We start from the raw sequence: 15,368 nt of genomic DNA on the forward strand, positions 1-15,368 counted from the left end.
ATTCTTGCCCCTCGAGTCCACTCAACGTGACATTGACCCCCCCAAAAGGTCACTCAACGTGACATTGACCCCCGAAAAGTGCACTAGATGTCACATTGACTCCCCACGGGCGGACGCTTCTTGGGCGGACTCGGCGGGCTCGGCGGTCGGGGTGAGGTCGATGGTGCGGGTGGGGGCGATGGCGTCGAGGAACGGTCGATCGTGGCTGGCGATGATCAGCGCACCCTCGAATTTCTCGAGTGCGTCGATGAGGTGCTGTCGGCTGGTGATGTCGAGGTTGTTGGTCGGCTCGTCGAGCATCAGTAGTTTCGGGGCAGGTTCTGCCAGCAGGATTCGCGCCAGTGCAGCCCGCAGTCGCTCTCCTCCGGAGAGGGTGGCGACGACGGCGTCGGCGTCGGATCCGCGGAACAGGAAGCGGGCGAGTTGGCCTCGGATCTGTTCGGCGGTGGCCTGTGGGGCGACGTCGGATACGTTCTCGGCGACGGTGCGGGATTCGTCGAAGACGTCGAGTCGCTGCGGTAGGTACTTCCACGGCACCTCTGCCCCGGTGGCGTCCAGAGCCCGCAACAGGGTGGTCTTGCCGCTGCCGTTCGGTCCGATCAGGGCGATGCGTTCGGGACCGACGACAGTGACCTCCTCGTGGGTCAGAACAATCTGTCCCGGATGTACTTTCGTTGCCGGGAGGTCGACGCGTATCTCGCGGTCGTCGCGCACGAGGTCCTCGGCGGCCGAGAGCGACGACCGGGCATCGTCGACGCGATCGGTGTGGGTTCCGCGGAGTTTACCTGCCGATTCCTGGGCCGCCCGCTTGCGTCGGCCTGCAAGGATCGGAGGCACGCGCTTCTGCTCTTCCATCTTCTTGCCGAAGCGCTGACGCCGATCGAGTTTGATTCGGGTGTCGATCAATTCGCGTTCCTGCTTGCGGACGTCGTTCTTGGCATCGCGCACCGTGGCCCGTGCCGCCTCCTGTTCGGCATCGACGACCGAGCGATAGTGCCGATAGTTGCCGCCGAACATGCGCAGCCGCGAGGCTCCGCTGCGCTCTGCCCGCACCTCGGCGATGGAGTCGACGCGTTCGAGCAGCTCGAGATCGTGAGTACACACGATCAGCACGCCTGCATAGCCGTCGACCGCCGTGTACAAGCGTTCTCGCGCAACGTGATCGAGGTTGTTGGTCGGTTCGTCCAGCAGCAGCACATCAGGCTCGGCCAGTAACTCCGCAGTGAGCGCGAGCAGCATGGCCTCGCCGCCCGACAGGGTGCCGACTCGGCGATCGAGGTCGTCGAGGGAGCCGACGATGCCGCCGAGGCCGAGCTTGTCCAGCAATGCCAGAGCACGCTCCTCGACGTCCCACGCCGACCCGACGGTTGCGAAGTCTTCCTCGTCGGCGGAACCGGATTCGATGCGGTGCAGCGCTTTTCTCACCGAATCGATGGCCAGCACCCGATCCACGGGGAGAGCGGGGTCCAGTGTGAAGTCCTGGCGCAGGTACCCCAAGACGCCCGGCATCGAGATGGAACCCCGCTGCGGTGTCAATTCTCCGGCGAGCAATCTCAGCAGGGTCGACTTCCCCGCACCATTGGAACCGATGAGACCCGTTGTGCCGCTGGGGAATATGGCCGACAGGGCGTCGAACACCGGGTCTCCGTCGGGCCAGGCGAATGTCAGGCCCGAGACGGACAGTGATGACGAATGAGGCATGGTTGCTCCCAAGGTGTGCGTGCGATGGATCTGCAGGCGTCTAGAACCTTTGGAAGAGCAATGGCCTCTCCGAATCTGTGGGCAGCAGGGCGAAGGCCACGCTAGCCCCGAACCGGGCGAGCACGCAAGCGATTTACACCGACGGGCCCTTCTTGCGTAGCTCGTCGACCGTCTCCATCGCGCCGCGCAGTTCGTCCAACCACTCCTGGGTGTGTTCCCCGACCAGCTTGACCGCCCAGGCCAGAGCGTCGGCCCGGGAGCGCGCGACGCCGGCGTCGACGAGGGTGTCCAGGACGCGACGCTCGGGCTGACGCAGGCGGGTCATGACCGGTACTGCGAGGTGGGTGAACAGGACCACCTCGGATCCGGTTCGCACTCCCCAGGCGACCTTGCGTCCGTATCGCTTCTCGGCCTCGGCGGCGATCTGCATGCGGTCGCCGCGGGTCGTTTCTCGGAACCGTGCGATGCGGCCCTCGTTGGCTGCGGGTGAACTGTCCGGCTCTGCAGGCAATGTTCCGACGACGACGATCTCCTCTCGGTCGACCTCGACCGAGGCGGCACCGTCGAACCACGTGTCCGGGAGTCGGCCACCGAACCAGTCGGCGGCGTCGGTGGCGTCGGGAACGTCTGCGTGCTGCCAGCCGCCGGGGCGACCGAACGAGCGTCCGTTGGGTTTCATGGGGGCTCCTGTGGTTGCGTTGTAAGACTGATTACACAATTACACCTACTCTCGACATCGCGCCACCAGTGTTTCGCGTACGCACTGGGGCATGATCGACCCCGTGCGCACTTCGAGAAGACCGACGACTCTGGCCGCGATCGTGTCCGTACTGGCATTGGTGCTCGCCGCCTGCGGTCAGGGCGGGCCCGATCAGCCGCAGACTGTCGCCGAGCAGTTCGCCGCCGCAGTCAACAGCGCGAACATCGACCAGGCAGCCGCGTTGACCACCGATCCGGCCGGTGCGACGGCGGCGCTCACCGAGCTGTACGACGGGCTTTCGGCCGGCGGAACGGTGACGGCCACTCCCGATTTCGAGGCCGCCGACGCCAACGAGGATGCAGGCACGTTCACGCTGAATGCCGGCTGGCGCTTCTCGACCACCACCGACGGCACCGCCGAACCCGACGGCGAGCCGAAGGAATGGAACTACACGACCACTGCGACAGCGGCGGAAACCGAGCAGGGCTGGAAGATCACCTGGGATCCAGCGATGTTGGTGCCGGGCCTGACGGCCGACTCGTCGGTGCGTTTCACTCCGACCGACGCGCTCGTCGCGCCGCGAATCTTCGACGGCAACGGCGTCGAGCTCATGTCGCAGCAGGTGGTCACCCTCGTCAACGTCGATGCGACGGCCGATCCCGTGGCTGTGGCGAACCTCGTCGGATCCGTCGTCCCGGGTATCACCGCCGAGTACGTCACATCGACTGTCGCTGCAGCGCAGGGTAATCCGGCAACCGTCGTGTTGCTTCGTCAGGCGGACATCGACCCCATCGGTGCTCAGCTCGCGACCGTTCCCGGAGTCACCCTGGCCCCGCAGACGCGGTTGCTCGCCACCGACCGCAACCTCGTGTCGCCGGTCCTCGACGACCTCACGACGCTGTGGGAGCAGGAGCAGGCGGCCAATCGTGGATGGGCTGTGCAGGCCGTTGCCGCCGATGGCACCGTCACCCCGCTCGCCGGACGCGATGCCGCAACCGGAGACGACATTGCGACCACCCTGGATTCGGCACTGCAGCTCAAAGCCGAGAACGCCCTCGCGTCGCTGCCGCAGCAGGCGGCCATCGTTGCGCTTCGGCCGTCGACGGGGGCAGTTCTGGCAGTGGCGCAGAATGCCGCCGCCGATGCCGAGGGCCCGATCGCGCTCACCGGTCTGTACCCGCCGGGTTCGACGTTCAAGACGGTGACCACCTCGGCCGCGCTGCAGTCCGGTGCCGTGACCCCCGATACCGTGCTGCCGTGCCCGGCGACGGAGAACATCGAGGGCAGGCAGATCCCGAACGACGACAACTTCGATCTCGGTGACGTGCCGCTGCACACCGCCTTCGCCAAGTCCTGCAACACGACGATGGGCCGCCTCGGTGTGGCACTCCCGCCGAACGGACTGACCGACGCGGCCGCGCAGTACGGCCTCGGCGTCGACTACGTCACCCCCGGTCTGACGACCGTCACCGGCTCGGTCCCGTCGGCCGACACCCCGGCGCAGCGGGTCGAGTCCGCCATCGGTCAGGGGCAGGTGACCGCATCGCCGTTCGGAATGGCGCTGGTCGCGTCGTCGATCGCGAACAACGGATTGCTGCCGCCGACGGTCGTCGTCGGAGAGCCAGGAGTGGGAAACATGCAGCCGGCAGCGGTGAATCCGCAGGTCACCGAGCAGATCAAGACCATGATGCGCGAGACGATCACCGGCGGCACTGCGACGGCGCTCAACGACATCCCCGGGTTGCTCGGCAAGACGGGCACCGCGGAGTTCGGTGCCAACAACGAAGGCGCCCACGGTTGGTTCGTCGGAATCTCCGGCGATCTCGCGTTCGCGGTGTTCGTGAACGACGCGGGCAGTTCGACGCCGGCCGTCGAGGCTGCAGGTCGTTTTCTGCGGTGAATCCGCTACGGCCGAGTCTCAATCGTGACCGGCTCGTATGAATCCCGTGCTTGTTACTCGTGTGACTACAGTGAATATTGTGACTCATGAGTTCTATGAGTCGTGCCCGTCGTGGCCCGCGCAAGGTCCGCGGTCGCTACCTCGTCGCTGTTGCAGCATCGGCGACGTTGACGGTCTCGGCAGTGTTCTGGATGGTCGATCGCCCGCCGAGCGAGGCCGAGGTGCTGGTCTCGAAGTTCGTCGATGCCCTGGACAACCGAGACGTGGCTGCCGCCGCCGCGATGACGACCTACCCGAACGCCGCGACGGCCGCGCTGAACCAGATGTTCGACGGCTTGTCGGCCGGTGGCACGTCCACCGGTGACTTCGACCTGACCCAGTACATGGACCTCTCCGACGAGAGTGGATTCTTCACCCTCGCGTCCGCCTGGAACTTCGGTGAGGGCAAGGACTGGAAGTACAGCGCTCAGGGCTCGACCAAGAAGCTCAGCGTCGGCTGGCGCATCGCCTGGGATCCGGCCACCCTCGTCCCCGACCTCACCTCGGGTGGGTCGGTGCGCTACACCCGGACCGACGCCGCCCCGCCGCTGATCTTCGACGCCGCGAACAACGTGCTGATGAGCGAGCGCACCATCAACGCCATCTCCCTCGACCCGGCTCAGATGAGCGATCCGGCGGCGTCCACCTCGCAACTCGCGGACGTCATCGACGTCGTCGCCCCGCTCATCACCTCCGAATCGATGCTGGCCGAACTGAATTCGGCCGGCGGTGCACCGATCACCGCCGTGACCCTGCGCGACGACGATTTCGCCGTCCTCGAAGACGACCTGCGCGCCGTGCCGGGAGTGGTGGTTTCTCCGCAACCCAAGCTGATCGTCGACGACCGCCGAATCACCTCACCCGTGCTCGACTCGTTGCGAAGTGCATGGCAGGAAGGACGCGACGCCACCGCAGGCTGGGCGGTCGACACCTACACCGTCGACGGAACCGGCGAACGTCGTGTCGGCTTCCAGGGGCCCGGCGGGCCGGACCTGCATGCGACACTCGACCCGCGCGTTCAACTCGCAGCCGAGAACGCGGTTGTCATGGCAGGGTCGTCGGCGTCGATCGTCGCCCTGTCCACCTCGACCGGCGCGATTCTCGCTGCGGCACAGAACAGTTACGCGAACGAGCAGGGCGACGTGGTGTTCGGGGGCTCCTACCCGGCCGGCACCGCGTCGGAGCTCGTCCGGGCCGTGCAGTCCGATCGGGGCGACGACAGCGCCGAAGACGCAGCTGCGAGGCTCGGTCTCGGTATCAACTACTCGATGCCCGGACTCGACGCGTACACAGGAACTCCCGCCGACAGTCGCAGCGCGATCGACGGCATCAGGACCGTGTCCACCGCCTCCGGTGCCGAGGCGACGGTGACTCCGTTCGGACTCGCGCAGATGGCGGCCGCGATCTCTCGGGGCAGCGCTCCGACTCCGACGATCGTCGCCGGGCAGACCGCTGTCGCGAATCGTGAGTCCGAGGCAATCGGGTCGGATGCGGCAAACCGGTTGCGCGGCATACTCGCCGACTCGTCGAGCAGTAGTGGTCTCGATACCTTCGACGGTGTGCAGGGATTCGCCGGGGAAAGTGGCGACGATCGCTTCGTACTCGCCACCAGTGGTGACGTCGCGTTCGCGGTGTACATCGAGGACGCGGACGGCGGAGATCAGGCAGTGCGCATGACGAGCCGGTTGCTGCAGGAGATGGCGAACCCCGTCGAATGAGCCTGAGGTTCAGGCCAGATAATTAGGCGCGGTAGTTTTGTTCGGTGACTGTGCTCGATTTCGGACTTCTGGTGGTGGCCGGGTTCTTCGCCGGGCTCATCGGGTTCGTCACCGGGCTCGCGTCCCTGGTGTCCTACCCTGCTCTGCTTGCTGTGGGTTTGCCTGCGGTGTCGGCGAACGTGACGAACACGGTCGCGTTGGTCGCGGCCGGTGTCGGGGCGACGGCGAGTTCCTCGGCCGAGCTGGCCAAGGACGGTAAGCAGCTGGTTCGCTACGCGATCTACTCTGCGCTCGGTGGTACCACGGGTGCGATTCTGTTGCTCAATACGCCGGACGGTTCGTTCGAGGTGGTCGTACCGTTCCTGGTGGCAATGGCGGCCATCGCGCTGCTGCTGCAGCCGAGTATCCGAAAATTGTCCGGAGACAAGCAGTTCCCGACGCTCTATCCCCTGGCACTGTTCGCCGTCGCGATCTACGGCGGCTACTTCGGTGCCGGGGCCGGGGTCATCTTCCTCGCGCTGGCATTGATCTGTACGTCGGATACCTTTTGGCGCGCAAGCGTTCTGAAGAGCTTCTTCCTCGGCATCGCGAACCTGATCGCGGCGATCATCTTTTCGTTCTCCGGCCAGGTGAACTGGTGGGCTGCGCTCGCGCTGGCGATCGGGTGTTTCGTCGGCGGCGCGTGTGGACCCCCGACGGTCAAGGTGATCTCGCCGATCATCCTGCGCATCGGCGTCGGGATTCTGGGTCTCGGTCTCGCCGGTTGGCTGGGCTACCAGGCCTTCGGCTGACAGTCAGGTCAGTGGTCGGTCAGTGTCCCGCCGGTGATCCGAGGGTGAGCAGCTCCGGTGCCGCAGGGGCACCGCAGCAACCGCCGGTCGACGGGGCGTCGGGCTCGTCGAACAGGCCTGCGCCACCGCAGACGCCGGTGTCGGGCAGCGTCAGCTCGACCTTTCGTGCGCCCTCGTGGTCCCCTGCGAGTTCGGCCGCGATGCTGCGAACCTGCTCGTATCCGGTCATCGCCAGGAATGTCGGTGCACGGCCGTAGCTCTTCATGCCCACCAGGTACAGGCCCGGTTCGGGCTGGGTGAGTTCCTCGACGCCGTGCGGGGACACCGATCCACACGAGTGCATGTTGGGGTCCACCAATTCCGCGACGAACTTCGGTGCCTGCAGGGTGGGGTCGAGGTCGAGGCGCACCTCGGACAGCCACGACAGGTCCGGGCGGAACCCGGTGAGCGCGACGACGCGATCGACGTTCTCGATGCGGGCGCCGGTGTCGCCGATCAGCGCAATCCGATCGCCCTCCACTGCAACGGTTTCGGTTCGGAAGCCCGAGGCGACGGTGAGGAATCCGTCGTCGACCGCCTTCTTGGCGCGCTGACCGAGAGCGCCGCGAGCGGCGAGTTCGTCCGCGTCCCCGCCGCCGAAGACCTCTGCGGTGACGCCTCGACGTACGGCCCAGGTGAGTGTCGTACCGGGCTCGTCCGCGGCGAGTTCGGCGAAGGTGATGATCGCGGTCAGCGCGGAGTGTCCGCTGCCGGCGATGACGATGTGCTTGCCTGCGAATGCGGATCGAGTCGCCGGGTCGGTCAGGTCGGGGACCCGGTAGTCGATCCGGTCTGCGGCGGCCTTCTCACCGATGGCCGGAAGTCCCTCGCTGCCCAGCGGATTCGGTGATCCCCAGGTGCCGGACGCGTCGACGACCGCGCGAGCGAGGATGCGTTCCTCGCTGCCGTCGGAGTGGCGGACGTGCACCGACAGCGGTTCGGTGTCGCGGCCGGCGTCGACCACGCGGTCACGTCCGCGGCGGGCGACGCCGACAACCTCGGAGTCGACCCGGACGGCATCGCCGAGAACGGCGGCCAGGGGCGCGAGGTACTGCTCCACCCATTCGCGTCCGGTGGCGTAGGTGTCACCGTCCGGCGCGGTCCAGCCGGTGGGTTCGAGCAGCCGGGCGGCCGCGGGGTCGACGACCTCGGACCACGGGGAGAACAGTCGAACGTGATTCCACTCGGACACTGCCGATCCGGCAGACGGTCCGCGTTCGAGAACGACTACCTCGGAACCGGTTTCGGTCAGATGCGCCGCGGCGGCGAGACCGATGGGCCCTGCGCCGACCACTACTACAGGGTATGTGTTCATGACTGATCTACCTTTCCTCTTCGAATGACAGTGTCCACGGCTGCACGCGCTGTGCGGCCGACACCGATGAGCGTTGCCGACGCCGGGCCGGTCCAGTCGCCGTAGCCGAGAAAAATCAGGTTCGGTTCGTCTCGAACATGATTGCCGTCCAACACGATTCCCGACCCATCGGCGTGCAGGTGCAGTGGCCGCAGGTGATGCAGAGCAGGGCGAAAACCGGTGCACCAGACGATTGCATCCAGCCGCTCTGTCGTGTGCCCGTCGGTGACACCGTCGGAGGTGAGCGCGGTGAACATCGGCCTGGCATGCAGAACTCCACGATCGTGGGCCTCTCGCACCGGCGGGACCATCACGATGTCTCCCAGACCGGCGACCCCGCCGGAATCCGCTGCGCCCTCGGCAAGAGCGCGAGCCCGATCGCTGGCGACATCGAACAGCACTCGGCCGTCCACATCGTCGGGGAGAAACCTGGGCTCGCGGTTGGTGAACCATACGGTGTCGGCGACAGTGGAGATCTCGGCCAGAATCTGCGCAGCCGAGTTCCCGCCACCGACGATGCCCACGCGCGTGCCTTCGAAGGAATCGGGCGCACGGTAGTCGGCAGCGTGCAGTTGCGAGCCGGAGAACTCACGCATACCGGGGTAGCTGGGCCAGAACGGTCGCGACCACGTCCCGGTGGCATTGACGATCGTTGTGGCGCAGCAGGAGTCACCGTCGGTATCGACTCGATAGCCGTCGGTCGTACGATGCACCGACTTCACCTCGACGGGCCTGCGCACCGGCAACTCGTACTTCTTCTCGTATGCCCGCAGGTAATCCACGACGTGCGATGCCGGAGGAAAGCCGCTGTGCCACGGCGGCATCGGCCAGCCGGGCAGGCGTGAGTACTCGGCCGGCGAGAACAGGTGCAGCGACGGCCAGTAGTCCTGCCAGGAGCCTCCCGCATGCGTCTGGTCGTCGAGGATGACGAAATCCAGCCCGGCTCGTCGCAGGTAGTAACCGGCGGCCAGTCCTGCCTGGCCGCCGCCGATCACCACCACCTCCGAAGTCATTCGAGTCAACCGTCGGTGCCGCGCAATCGGGACGCCAGTTCCTCGACACGAGCGGCGATGTCGTCGCGCACCAGACGCATCCGTTCGATTCCGTCGATGCCGCGCTGGGACGGCTCATCGGTGTTCCAGTTCTCGAAGGTCGGACCGTCGATGGGATCGACCTTCGCCTCGCTCCCGAGGGTGATTACGAAGTCGATGCGAGACAACATTATCGGATCGATCGGCTTCGGCTGTTCACCGGACAGGTCGACGCCGACTTCGAGGAGGGCCTCGGCCGAGAGTGCATTGACCGTTCCGCTCGGCTTCGTTCCCGCCGAGTGCACCTCCACCGAGTCGCCGACGGCCTTGCGCATCAGACCGGCGGCCATCTGAGACTTGCCGCCGTTCTTGACGCAGACGAAGAGCACACTGGGTGTCGTCATGACGCCGAACTCTGCTTCGCCGGAACCAGTTCGGCGATCAGGTCTTCGATTCGGCTCCTGATCTCGTCCCGAATCGGACGGACTGCGTCGACGCCTTTGCCTGCCGGGTCGGCCAGTGCCCAGTCGCGGTAGCTCACTCCGGGGAACACCGGGCACGCGTCACCGCAGCCCATGGTGATCACGACGTCGGATGTCTCGACGGCCTCCGGGGTCAGAATCTTCGGTGATTGCGACGAGATGTCGATGCCGACTTCGGCCATGGCCTCGACTGCTGCGGAGTTGATGGTGTCCGCGGGAGCGCTACCGGCAGAACGCACCTCGACGGTGTCGCCGGCGAGATGAGTCAGGAATCCGGCGGCCATCTGAGATCGGCCGGCGTTGTGGACACAGACGAACAGCACGCTGGGGGTAGCGGACATCAGAAATCCTTCGGTGATGTGGTCGTGGAAATGCTGGGGGAGAAGCGCTTACGCAATGCGAGCGAGACGTAGACGAGGCCGACCAGCACCGGCACCTCGATGAGTGGTCCGACAACTCCGGCGAGTGCTTGCCCGGATGTCGCGCCGTACGTCGCGATGGCGACGGCGATCGCCAGCTCGAAGTTGTTGCCAGCTGCGGTGAACGCGAGGGTGGTCGTGCGTTCGTAGCCCAGACCCATCGCGGCACCCAGGGCGTAGCCGCCGCCCCACATCACCGCGAAGTACACCAGTAGTGGCAGCGCGATGCGCACTACGTCGAACGGCTGTGAGGTGATCTGATCACCCTGCAGCGCAAAGAGAATGACGATGGTGAACAGCAGACCGTAGAGCGCCCACGGGGCGATCCCGGGGATGAACTTCTCCTCGTACCATTCGCGGCCCTTGGCGCGCTCGCCGAAGAAGCGAGACGCGAATCCGGCTATCAGAGGGATACCGAGGAAGATGAGAACCGACTTGGCGATCTGCCACGGCGAGGCCTCGATGGTGGTCTGGTCGAGTCCGAGCCATCCCGGCAGAACCGAGAGGTAGAACCATCCGAGGATCGCGAACATGAACACCTGGAACACCGAGTTGATCGCGACCAGAACCGCGGCGGCTTCCCGGTCACCGCAAGCGAGGTCGTTCCAGATGATGACCATCGCGATGCATCGAGCCAGGCCGACGATGATCAGGCCGGTTCGGTATTCGGGGAGGTCCGGCAGGAAAAGCCATGCGAGAGCGAACATCAGGGCCGGACCGAGGACCCAGTTGAGCACCAACGAACCGATCAGCAGGCGCTTGTCTCCGGTGACGGTATCGAGGCGGTCGTAGCGAACCTTGGCCAGTACCGGGTACATCATGACGAGCAGTCCGATGGCGATGGGGAGCGAGACGCCGTCGATGGAGATGGTGGACAGCGCGTCGTCCATGCCGGGAATCATGCGTCCCAGGAGCAGGCCCACGACCATGGCCACGCCGATCCACACGGGCAGGAACCGGTCGAGGGTGGAGAGCTTGCCGACTACTGCAGTATCGGTTTTCGTACTCATGCCATGACCTCCGTGGACTCTGCAGCGTTCAGCACTGCGGAAAGTTGCTGCAGGGCAGCGGGAATCACCGAGTAGTACACCCAGGTTCCGCGCCGTTCGCAGTCGAGCAGCCCGGCTTCGCGCAAGACCTTGAGGTGGTGGGAGATGGTGGGTTGGGAGAGGTCGAATGCGGGGGAGATGTCGCAGACACATGCTTCGCCGCCTGCATGGCTGGCGACGAGGCTGAGCAGTCGCAGTCGGACGGGATCTCCCAGTGCCTTGAACATGCGGGCGAGATCTCCGGCCCAGTCCACGGTGAGGGGCTCACGGATCAGCGGCGAGCAGCACTCGCCGTCGACGGGCAGGTCTTGATTCGACATTCGTCTATATTGACGTCTACCGAATCAGGCGTCAAGTGAACAGTTGCCGGACCCGAAGAAGGCGGTACGCGACGCCGAGTACGACGACGACGGTTCCGACGACGATGGACGACACCGGCAACGTGGCGATCAGCACCACACACCCGACGCTGCCGATCACTGGCAGGGCGCGTGGGTATCGGCGATGCATGGGATCCTGGGTGTACGCGCTGACGTTGGCCACCAGGTAGTACAGCAACACCCCGAACGACGAGAAGCCGATGGCGTCACGCAGATCCACCACCAGGACCAGTACTCCGACGATCACAGCCAGGGTGACCTCGGCGCGATGCGGCACCGAGTAGCGGGGGTGAACCGCGGCCAGGTACGACGGCAGGTCGTTCTGGCGGGCCATCGCCAGCGAGGTGCGGCCGATACCCGCGATCAGCGCGAGCAACGCCCCCAGCGCAGCCAGGCCGGCACCGACTCGCATCACCGGCGATGCCCACGAATGTCCCGATGCCACGACGAGATCGACCAATGGGGCAGACGACGAGGCCAGGAGTTCGGGGCCGAGAACCGACAGCAGTGTCAACGCGACCACCGCATAGACCACGAGCGCGATACCGAGGGCGGACACGATGGCACGCGGAATGGTCCGTTCCGGCCGTGTGACTTCCTCACCGAGCGTGGCGATGCGCGCGTAGCCCGCGAAAGCGAAGAACAGCAACCCCGCCGACTGCAGAATGCCGTACCACCCGTTCCCGGTGAACGAGCCGAGTCCGCCGACGGCGGGATCGGACGATCCGGTGAGGCCGAGAACGACCCCGACGACAAGGACGGCGAGTACTGCTGCGACCAGGACTTTCGTCAGTGCCGCCGTACGGGTGATGCCGAAGTAGTTGACCGCGGTGAGCGCTGTAATGGCAAGTATCGCAACGAGTTCGGTGTAAACGGCAGGCGCGACATAGGCCGCGAACACCAACGCCATGGCCGCCGAACTCGCGGTCTTGCCGATGACGAACGTCCACCCGGCCAGAAAACCCGGCCACGCGCCGAGGCGCTCGCGCCCGTAGACGTACGTACCGCCCGACGTCGGATACTGGGCGGCCAGCTGGGCCGAGGACGTTGCGTTGCAGAACGCCACGACCGCAGCGATGGCGAGACCGATGAGAACGCCCGCTCCCGCGACGGCCGATGCGGGGGCGAACGAGGCGAACACCCCGGCTCCGACCATCGACCCGATCCCGATGACGATGGCGTCGAGAAGACCGAGTCGACGGGCCAGCGGCTGTGTCACGCCCGAAACCAGTTCTCGTTCACGGCGGCAACTGTAGGTGCTGCTGCTCGACTCAGCGCAGTTCCTGAAACTCCGACAGGAGCGCGAAGGTGGCCTCGCACAATTCGGTCTGCGTCAGCAAGATGCCGATTGTCCCGTCCGGGTCGACGAAGAAGTCGGTACCCTGCCCGCCGGACCAGCCGTACCGACCGAGATGGTCACCTTCGGTGACGACCGAAACGCCGAAGCCCCACCCCGTTCCCGGCCAGAAGCCCGGGTAGAAACTGTCGTCGGTCTTGATCGACGCGGGTACCTGGTCTTGCGTCATCACTTTCAGGTGCTCGGTCGACACCGACGTCGCGATCGCGCGAAGGAAGCGGTGAAAATCGGTCACCGTCGACACCAACTCGCCGTGACTGACGTCGACAGGGGGAGGTCCCGCGTAGGGCCCGCCTGCGGTGGGTTCGGTCTCGATCAACGACCCGTCCTCGAACCGGTAGGCAGCCGTCAGGCGATGGCACCGGTCGGTCGGTACCCACAGTCCGGTGTCGGGCATGTCGAGCGGTCCGAACAGGTCGTCGCGGAGGTGATCCTGCAGAGACCGGCCGACGATGCGAGAGACGAGGATGCCGAGGATCGCGAAGCCGTGGTGGTAGCGCCACCCGGTACCGGGCTGGAACGCCAGAGGAAGTTCGGCCATGCGTGCCAACCACTCGTCCGCGCCGAGCGGAGACGGCACTGGGCCGGCTTCCGTATCGTTGTCCCTCATGGCCCGGGCCAGCGGGGTGTCTCCCATCTGAATTCCGTACCCACTGGTGTTGGTGAGCAAGTGCCGCAACGTGATCGGTCCGTCTCGCGGAACGGTGTCGTCGAGCGCAGCGTCGGGGCGGGTGAGCACCGGGCGGCCGGCGAGTTCGGGAAGCCAGGGCACGACGTCGTCGTCCAGCGTCAGTCGGCCCGCCTCCACGAGCCGCAGGGCGGCCACGCTGGTGACGATCTTGGTCATCGACTGAATCCGGACGATGGCGTCGACTGCCATCGGTGGCCCGCCGACCGCCGATGACCCGACTGCGACGGGTTCTGCATCAGGGCCACCCAGAAGCGCTGTTGCCCCCGGCATCAGTCCGGCCTCGATGTGCCGGGTCAACAGTTCGCGCACGGTTCCGCTCACGGAACTCATCGTGTCACCGGAGCGGTCGGAATTCCAACGGTCGCTACTTCTCGTTCTGGTACACGTCGGGGATGCCGTCGTGGTTGTCGTCGCGGGTTTCTTCGATGTGGAAGTCCCGGTAGGCCTTGTTGCGGCTGCGCAGGATCACTGCGGCCAACGATGCGGCGATGATCGAACCGGTCAGCACACCCACCTTCACGTGGTCGTCGCGTTGAGTTCCCTCGCCGAACGCGAGGTCGCCGATGAGCAGCGACACGGTGAATCCGATACCCGCAAGCATTGCGACACCGAGGACGTCGAGCCACTTGAGTCCGGCGTCCAACGTCGCCCGGGTGAAGCGGGAGACGAGGTAGGTGGTGCCGAAGATGCCGATGGCCTTACCGATGACGAGACCGGCGATGATGCCGATGGCGATCGGATCGGTCAGTGCGCTGGCCAGGCCGGAGAACCCGCCGACGGTCACGCCTGCTGCACAGAAGGCGAACAGCGGCACGGCGATGCCCGCCGAGATGGGCCGAATCTTGTGCTCGAAGTGTTCGGCGAGTCCGGGGCCTGCCTCCGGGCCGCCGTTGGCCTTGCTGCGCATCACCGGAACGGCGAAGCCTAGGAGGACACCCGCGACGGTGGCGTGGACGCCCGACTCGTGCATCAGGACCCACGTCACCACAGCCAGCGGAATGAGAATCCACCACGACCGGACACGCATCTGCACGGCAACGGCGAACAGTGCGAGCGGAATCAGCGTCAGGCCGAGCGCGATGAAGTTGATGTCGTCGGTGTAGAAGATGGCGATGACGCTGACGGCCAGCAGGTCGTCGACGACGGCCAGAGTCAGGAGGAAGGTTCGTAGCGCAGTCGGTAGGTGGGTGCTGATCACGGCGAGAACGGCGACGGCGAACGCGATGTCGGTTGCTGTCGGGATGGCCCAGCCGAGCAGCGCCCCGTCGCCGGTGCCGAGGTTGATCAGTACGAAAATGACTGCTGGAACTGCCATTCCGCCGACGGCCGCGGCCACCGGCAATGCGGCGCGTGCCGGATCGCGCAGATCGCCCGCGACGAATTCTCGCTTGAGCTCGAGTCCGACGACGAAGAAGAAGATGGCCAGCAGCCCGTCGGCGGCCCATGTCGAGAGCGTCAGATCGAGGTGGAGAGCCGAGGGTCCCACGCGGGTGCTCATCAACGAGTCGTAGGCAGCGGACCAGGGTGAGTTGGCCCAGATCAGTGCGACGAGGGTGGCGACGAGAAGCAGTGCGCCGCCGACGGTCTCCTTGCGCAGGATCTGCGCGACGCGGTCGGCCTCGGACCACGAGCCGCGTGAGAACAGCGGCAATCGTGTGGGTGGAGTCGATGAATCTGTCACGGTGAGAACGCCTTTCGGTAGCTTCGTCGAGCTGCG

General features: G+C 65.8%; 14 protein-coding genes. 3 read left to right on the plus strand and 11 right to left on the minus strand.

What is annotated here, in order from left to right; genetic code table 11:
- Positions 1-90 precede the first annotated feature (90 nt).
- A complete protein-coding gene (locus CH251_RS23965; protein WP_094615412.1) occupies positions 91-1,701 on the minus strand; it encodes an ABC-F family ATP-binding cassette domain-containing protein in 1,611 nt (536 codons plus the stop codon).
- A gap of 133 nt (positions 1,702-1,834) precedes the next feature.
- Complete coding sequence (locus CH251_RS23970; RefSeq protein ID WP_094615413.1) at positions 1,835-2,380, minus strand: hypothetical protein; 546 nt, start codon at positions 2,378-2,380, stop codon at positions 1,835-1,837.
- A 91-nt stretch (positions 2,381-2,471) separates the two neighbouring features.
- Between CH251_RS23970 and CH251_RS23975 the strand changes: the two genes are divergently transcribed.
- The 3 genes from CH251_RS23975 to CH251_RS23985 all read left to right on the plus strand — a co-directional run bounded on the left by CH251_RS23975 (position 2,472) and on the right by CH251_RS23985 (position 6,849).
- A complete protein-coding gene (locus tag CH251_RS23975; protein WP_094615414.1) occupies positions 2,472-4,301 on the plus strand; it encodes a penicillin-binding transpeptidase domain-containing protein in 1,830 nt (609 codons plus the stop codon).
- Positions 4,302-4,396: 95 nt separating this feature from the next.
- Positions 4,397-6,058 (plus strand): NTF2-like N-terminal transpeptidase domain-containing protein, encoded by a 1,662-nt coding sequence (locus tag CH251_RS23980; protein WP_179273462.1) that lies wholly within the window; start codon positions 4,397-4,399, stop codon positions 6,056-6,058.
- A gap of 44 nt (positions 6,059-6,102) precedes the next feature.
- Entirely contained in the window at positions 6,103-6,849 is a 747-nt protein-coding gene (locus CH251_RS23985) for a sulfite exporter TauE/SafE family protein (protein WP_094615415.1), read from the plus strand.
- 19 nt (positions 6,850-6,868) lie between these two features.
- On the opposite strand, the gene CH251_RS23990 is transcribed toward CH251_RS23985, so the two are convergent.
- From CH251_RS23990 to nhaA, 9 genes are all read right to left on the minus strand, one after another.
- Positions 6,869-8,203, minus strand: coding sequence for an FAD-dependent oxidoreductase (locus tag CH251_RS23990; RefSeq protein WP_094615416.1), 1,335 nt, complete (start codon positions 8,201-8,203; stop codon positions 6,869-6,871).
- The gene (locus tag CH251_RS23995) at positions 8,200-9,255 is read right to left on the minus strand and encodes an ArsO family NAD(P)H-dependent flavin-containing monooxygenase (RefSeq protein ID WP_094615417.1); all 1,056 of its coding nucleotides are present in this window, start codon (positions 9,253-9,255) and stop codon (positions 8,200-8,202) included. The genes CH251_RS23990 and CH251_RS23995 overlap by 4 nt, the downstream gene beginning before the upstream one ends.
- A 5-nt stretch (positions 9,256-9,260) precedes the next feature.
- Positions 9,261-9,677: a low molecular weight phosphatase family protein gene (locus CH251_RS24000; RefSeq protein ID WP_094615418.1), complete on the minus strand. Its 417-nt coding sequence runs from the start codon at positions 9,675-9,677 to the stop codon at positions 9,261-9,263.
- Positions 9,674-10,096 carry an arsenate reductase ArsC gene (locus CH251_RS24005; protein WP_094615419.1) on the minus strand — a complete coding sequence of 141 codons (423 nt, stop codon included), beginning with the start codon at positions 10,094-10,096 and terminating at the stop codon, positions 9,674-9,676. The genes CH251_RS24000 and CH251_RS24005 overlap by 4 nt, the downstream gene beginning before the upstream one ends.
- Positions 10,096-11,184, minus strand: coding sequence for an ACR3 family arsenite efflux transporter (arsB, locus tag CH251_RS24010; RefSeq protein ID WP_094615420.1), 1,089 nt, complete (start codon positions 11,182-11,184; stop codon positions 10,096-10,098). Before arsB ends, CH251_RS24005 begins: the two co-directional genes overlap by 1 nt.
- The gene (locus CH251_RS24015; protein WP_045197300.1) at positions 11,181-11,543 is read right to left on the minus strand and encodes a helix-turn-helix transcriptional regulator; all 363 of its coding nucleotides are present in this window, start codon (positions 11,541-11,543) and stop codon (positions 11,181-11,183) included. Before CH251_RS24015 ends, arsB begins: the two co-directional genes overlap by 4 nt.
- Before the next feature lie 31 nt (positions 11,544-11,574).
- On the minus strand, positions 11,575-12,759 hold the full coding sequence (locus tag CH251_RS24020) for an APC family permease (RefSeq protein WP_218828325.1): 1,185 nt from the start codon (positions 12,757-12,759) through the stop codon (positions 11,575-11,577).
- A 115-nt stretch (positions 12,760-12,874) separates the two neighbouring features.
- Positions 12,875-13,972 (minus strand): serine hydrolase, encoded by a 1,098-nt coding sequence (locus tag CH251_RS24025; protein WP_218828324.1) that lies wholly within the window; start codon positions 13,970-13,972, stop codon positions 12,875-12,877.
- 43 nt (positions 13,973-14,015) lie between these two features.
- The gene (gene nhaA, locus CH251_RS24030; RefSeq protein ID WP_094615423.1) at positions 14,016-15,332 is read right to left on the minus strand and encodes a Na+/H+ antiporter NhaA; all 1,317 of its coding nucleotides are present in this window, start codon (positions 15,330-15,332) and stop codon (positions 14,016-14,018) included.
- Between the last annotated feature and the right edge of the window lie 36 nt (positions 15,333-15,368).

Source organism: Rhodococcus sp. 06-462-5 (genome assembly GCF_002258315.1).
Taxonomy (GTDB): Bacteria; Actinomycetota; Actinomycetes; order Mycobacteriales; family Mycobacteriaceae; genus Rhodococcoides.

Bases quoted from the DNA above. Each gene is read 5' to 3' on its own strand.
- CH251_RS23970 (WP_094615413.1), bottom strand. From the start codon at position 2,380: ATGAAACCCAACGGACGCTCGTTCGGTCGCCCCGGCGGCTGGCAGCAC.
- CH251_RS23980 (WP_179273462.1), top strand. From the start codon at position 4,397: ATGAGTCGTGCCCGTCGTGGCCCGCGCAAGGTCCGCGGTCGCTACCTC.
- CH251_RS24005 (WP_094615419.1), bottom strand. From the start codon at position 10,096: ATGTCCGCTACCCCCAGCGTGCTGTTCGTCTGTGTCCACAACGCCGGC.
- CH251_RS24000 (WP_094615418.1), bottom strand. From the start codon at position 9,677: ATGACGACACCCAGTGTGCTCTTCGTCTGCGTCAAGAACGGCGGCAAG.
- CH251_RS23975 (WP_094615414.1), top strand. From the start codon at position 2,472: ATGATCGACCCCGTGCGCACTTCGAGAAGACCGACGACTCTGGCCGCG.
- CH251_RS23990 (WP_094615416.1), bottom strand. From the start codon at position 8,203: ATGAACACATACCCTGTAGTAGTGGTCGGCGCAGGGCCCATCGGTCTC.
- CH251_RS24020 (WP_218828325.1), bottom strand. From the start codon at position 12,759: ATGGTCGGAGCCGGGGTGTTCGCCTCGTTCGCCCCCGCATCGGCCGTC.
- CH251_RS23965 (WP_094615412.1), bottom strand. From the start codon at position 1,701: ATGCCTCATTCGTCATCACTGTCCGTCTCGGGCCTGACATTCGCCTGG.
- CH251_RS23995 (WP_094615417.1), bottom strand. From the start codon at position 9,255: ATGACTTCGGAGGTGGTGGTGATCGGCGGCGGCCAGGCAGGACTGGCC.
- arsB (WP_094615420.1), bottom strand. From the start codon at position 11,184: ATGAGTACGAAAACCGATACTGCAGTAGTCGGCAAGCTCTCCACCCTC.
- CH251_RS24015 (WP_045197300.1), bottom strand. From the start codon at position 11,543: ATGTCGAATCAAGACCTGCCCGTCGACGGCGAGTGCTGCTCGCCGCTG.